Origin of the sequence: Burkholderia sp. ZZQ-2, assembly GCF_050768715.1 — a bacterium.
Classification (GTDB): Bacteria; Pseudomonadota; Gammaproteobacteria; order Burkholderiales; family Burkholderiaceae; genus Burkholderia; species Burkholderia cepacia.
The window spans coordinates 1-4,069 of record NZ_LDVA01000318.1; the positions used below are offsets into that span (position 1 = coordinate 1).

Here is a 4,069-nt window from a genome sequence, read left to right on the forward strand (position 1 = left end):
CACCTTGCGCATCCTGCAACTGATCTTGTACTTGAGGTGAAACGTCGCTGCAGCGTTGCAGGTCTATCGCCTCCAAGCAGGTCAACAATAGCTCGACGGTGGCTCTCCTATCGCGAGCAGGATGCTTTGGCACGAGCTGCCCTCCCGAACGCTGCAGTTGCCCCTGGCACATTCCAGGTCCGACATCCGTTAGATATCGTGCAGGTTGATCACACGCAAGCGGACATCCTGCTCGTTAGCGAACTGGACGGACAGATTATCGGTCGACCGTGGCTGTCTGTGGCTCTCGACGTTGCTACGAGATGTGTGCTTGGCTTTTATGTCGCAATGGAGAGGCCGGGGGCTGCGACGGTAAGCTTGCTCCTCTCGCGCGTAGTTCTGCGGAAAGAGCCGTGGCTCGAAAGACTAGGCGTTGAGGCTGACTGGCCGATGCGCGGTATCCCTAAGCAGCAGAGTTGGCGATCAGGAACGATGACGAGTGCATCGATATCATCGTGCAGGGCTTCGTGTTCAAGAATACCCACGAATACAAGGCGGCACGAGCGCGCCGTCTTGTCGCTTTGGCGGCCGTGCCGAGCAGTCGTTCAGTGCGGGTTTGCGTCGGCCGTCAGTGCATGTGTACAGTCCGTACGGTACTCGGTGGCGAGCCGGCGATTCGCCTCGTCAAGATCGTCCGGGTAGTACGGGCCGCTGTGCGCGGGGTTATAGCCAACCTGTTCGAGTTCGATCAGCTCGCGCACCAGGTCCGCATGCGTGACCTCGCGCTGAGTGTGAACGAACGGGTAAGCGTTGCATTCCTGTGGCGTCAGGTGCGGTGCCGCGAACGCGGCGGTGCTGGCGCATGCGAGCATGCATGCAGGCGGTGGTAGTCGAAAGTTTCATCCGGTGGCTCCTGTTTTCGCGGCCCGATGCCGCATGACGTCAGCGTAGGCCGATCGCGCGACGACGCGGGCGACGCACGGATGAAACTTGTTTCACGCCAGTGCATGTGGTGCCGGATGAAGCTATTTTCATGTAACGCCGGGCGGCGATCGTGTCGTCTACGATAGTCGCGGGCGCAAGGTGTGCGCCCGTATTGAAGTTCATTGCGAGGACAGGCATGCGAGTACTGACGGTCGAAGACGATGCGGTGACCGCGAACGAAATCGTCGGCGAACTCACTGCGCGCGGATTCGAGGTCGACTGGATCGACAACGGCCGCGAAGGGATGATGCGCGCGATGAGCGCATCGTACGACGCGATCACGCTGGACCGGATGCTGCCAGGCCCGGACGGCCTCGCGATCCTGACCGCGATGCGCACGGTGGGCATCGATACGCCGGTGCTGATGCTGAGCGCGCTCGGCGACGTCGACGAGCGCATCCGCGGGCTGCGCGCGGGCGGCGACGATTACCTGACGAAGCCGTTCGATTCCGGCGAGCTGAGTGCGCGCATCGAGGTGCTGCTGCGCCGCCGCCAGGCATCGGGCGTCCCGCAGCAGACGCTGCTGAAGGTAGGCACACTCGAGCTCGACCTCATTTCGCGCTGCGCGCGCCGCGGCGGCGGCGAGATTCCGCTGCTGCCGACCGAATTCCGCGTGCTCGAATTCATGATGCGCAACGCGGGCCAGACGATCACGCGCACGATGCTGTTCGAGACCGTGTGGGGTTATCACTTCGATCCGGGCACCAACCTGATCGACGTCCACATGGGCCGGCTGCGCAAGAAGATCGATCCGCCCAGCGCGCAACCGATGATCCGGACGGTGCGCGGCTCGGGCTACATACTCGCGTGACGGAGGCGGGAATGGACGCGGCTCGCGCGGCGAATTTCACACGCCGCTGGCATACGACGACGTTCCGCTGGCTGTGCGCGTACGCGGCCATCTTCTCGGTGTCGCTGCTGCTGCTCGCGGGCGTGATCAACGTCGCCGCGACGCACACGATGACGCGCGACACCGACGAGGTGCTCGCGTGGCAGCTGATCTATTTCGATTCGATCCCCGATGCCGAACTGCCGCTCGCGATTCACCGGCGGCTCGAGCACGAGCACATGCATACGAGTTTCTACGGGCTGTTTGACGCGGCCGGTCGCCGTGTGGCAGGAGACATCGCGACACTGCCCGCGCTGCGCACGGATCGCGATGGACGCACGCTGAACCGCACGCTCGCGCCGCTCGACGGACAGCCCGCGCCGATTACGCGCGCGATGGCCATGCGTCGCGACAACGGGATGACGCTGGTCGTCGCGCGCGACCTGTCGCATTTCATCCAGATCCGCGATGTCGCGATCCGCGGGCTCGTGATCGGCGGCGTGATGATCCTGATCGCCGGCATTGCAGGCGGCAGCATGCTCGGCATGCGGCAGATGCGCCGCGTCGCCGCGATCCGGCGCGTCACGCGGCAGATCGCCGAGGGCGATCTCGGCAAGCGGTTGCCGGTTGGCCGCTACGACGAACTCGATCTGCTCGCGCATCTCGTGAACCACATGCTCGACGAGGTCGAGCGGCTGATGGGCGAGGTGCGCCATACCTGCGACGGCATCGCGCACGACCTGCGCACGCCGCTCGCGCGTGTCCACACGATGCTGGCGCGGCTGGCCGATCAGCCGTTCTGCGCGGATGATCCAGCGTCGGCGGCACTGCTGGCGTCTGCGCGCGACGAAACCGACCGGCTGCTCGAACGCTTTCGCGCGATGCTGCGCATCTCCGAGATCGGCACGCTGAGCCGGCGCGGCGGCTTTGCCGAGGTCGACGTCGCGGCATTGCTGCGCGACGTGTGCGACCTCTACGAGCCGCTGGCCGAAGCCGTCGACGTGTCGTTCGCGCTCCACGCGGCACCGGTCGACGGCATTCATGGCGACCGTGCATTGCTGTTCGAAGCGTTCAGCAATCTCGCGGATAACGCGATCAAATTCACACCGCCGGGAGGACGTGTGCGCGTCGTGCTCCACACGACACCGAACGGCCCGCTCGTGCGGTTCGAGGACACCGGTCCCGGCATTCCGACGGGCGAGCGCGACGCCGTGCTCGAGCGCTTCTATCGCGGCGAGCGTACGCGCCATGTGAACGGGTCGGGGCTCGGGTTGAGCATCGTGTCGGCCGTGATGCGCGTGCACGGTTTCGCGCTGCGGATTGGCGATGGGCAGCCGGCCGGCGCGGTGATTACGGTCGAATGCTGGCCGCGCTCGCTCGCATGACGGCGCAGGAAACCGAACGATGCGCATCCTGCTGATTGCACCGCCGACACCGGAGGCCGCGCGGCTCGACAAGGCGTTTCGCGAGAGCGTGCACGGCGTCGAGCGTGTCGACGGATGGCGCGACGGCTGCTTCGCGGCGACCCAGGACCGGTTCGACGCCATCGTGATTGCTGTACCCGATGCGGCGGCCGACCCGGCGATCCTCGCCGGATTGCCGCGACTCGTCGTATCGGCCGGCGGCGCGACGATTGCCGCGATCGTCACGGGCGCAACACCCGCGCAGCGTGCGCGGATGCTGCTGTAGGCGTTCATTACTAGTGCTAGCCGCGTTCAGAAACGTTGCTAGCGGAAATTCTCAAAGAAGCCTCGGCGAACAGGGGCTTTTTGAAGTTTTCTGGCGGCGGCTTAGCCGTTGCGTTTCTGCAACAGAAATTTGGCCAATGTTCACTAACGTTGCTAGCACGTTGCATGTGTTCCTTAATACTGCTAGCAAACGTTTCGCGTGGATTGATAGGAATCCATATGGCTTCGATCGACGAGCGGGCCGCTAGAGCAGCGAAGATTGTGTCCGTGCTTCGACCGCTTGGCAACGGCGTGCTTTCCCGACAGCAGGCTGAACGAGCAGCACAGCTATTAGGCGTTCACTGCACCACCGTATATCGCCTGCGTCGACGTTTCCTCGCAGATCCGGTCGCCAGCACATTAGAGCCAAGGCAGCCGGGTAGGGCGACCGGGGGCAGACTGGACGCCGCCTTCGAACGCGTCAGCGACGAGGCCGAGCACGAATGGCTCCTGAATTAGCACCACCTTGCGTATCCTGCAACTGATCTTGTGCTTGAGTGTTCTGAACGACGCCGATGTCACTGCATCACGGTGGAAGAGGGAGTGGCTC

Annotated in this window: 4 protein-coding genes and 1 pseudogene; 3 read left to right on the forward strand and 2 right to left on the reverse strand. The window is 64.1% G+C overall.

Annotation, left to right across the window (positions count from 1 at the left end):
- Window positions 1–584: 584 nt before the first annotated feature.
- Window positions 585–882 (reverse strand): annotated as a pseudogene (locus ABY44_RS29130) (DUF4148 domain-containing protein).
- Window positions 883–1,099: 217 nt separating this feature from the next.
- Here ABY44_RS29130 and ABY44_RS29135 point away from each other — a divergent pair.
- Genes ABY44_RS29135 through ABY44_RS29145 form a run of 3 tightly spaced genes read left to right on the forward strand, consistent with a single transcriptional unit; the run spans window position 1,100 to window position 3,481 of the window.
- Complete coding sequence (locus tag ABY44_RS29135; RefSeq protein WP_034178690.1) at window positions 1,100–1,774, forward strand: response regulator transcription factor; 675 nt, start codon at window positions 1,100–1,102, stop codon at window positions 1,772–1,774.
- Between the two features lie 11 nt (window positions 1,775–1,785).
- Window positions 1,786–3,177 (forward strand): sensor histidine kinase, encoded by a 1,392-nt coding sequence (locus tag ABY44_RS29140; protein ID WP_034178691.1) that lies wholly within the window; start codon window positions 1,786–1,788, stop codon window positions 3,175–3,177.
- 19 nt (window positions 3,178–3,196) lie between these two features.
- Window positions 3,197–3,481 carry a hypothetical protein gene (locus ABY44_RS29145; protein WP_234743359.1) on the forward strand — a complete coding sequence of 95 codons (285 nt, stop codon included), beginning with the start codon at window positions 3,197–3,199 and terminating at the stop codon, window positions 3,479–3,481.
- A 398-nt stretch (window positions 3,482–3,879) separates the two neighbouring features.
- Here ABY44_RS29145 and ABY44_RS29150 read toward each other — a convergent pair.
- Window positions 3,880–4,069 (reverse strand): hypothetical protein (locus tag ABY44_RS29150; protein ID WP_431642860.1); only part of this gene is annotated, 190 nt, incomplete at its 5' end.

What these genes read in the sequence shown, in the direction of transcription:
- ABY44_RS29135 (WP_034178690.1), top strand. Translation starts at nt 1,100, where the DNA reads ATGCGAGTACTGACGGTCGAAGACGATGCGGTGACCGCGAACGAAATC.
- ABY44_RS29145 (WP_234743359.1), top strand. Translation starts at nt 3,197, where the DNA reads ATGCGCATCCTGCTGATTGCACCGCCGACACCGGAGGCCGCGCGGCTC.
- ABY44_RS29140 (WP_034178691.1), top strand. Translation starts at nt 1,786, where the DNA reads ATGGACGCGGCTCGCGCGGCGAATTTCACACGCCGCTGGCATACGACG.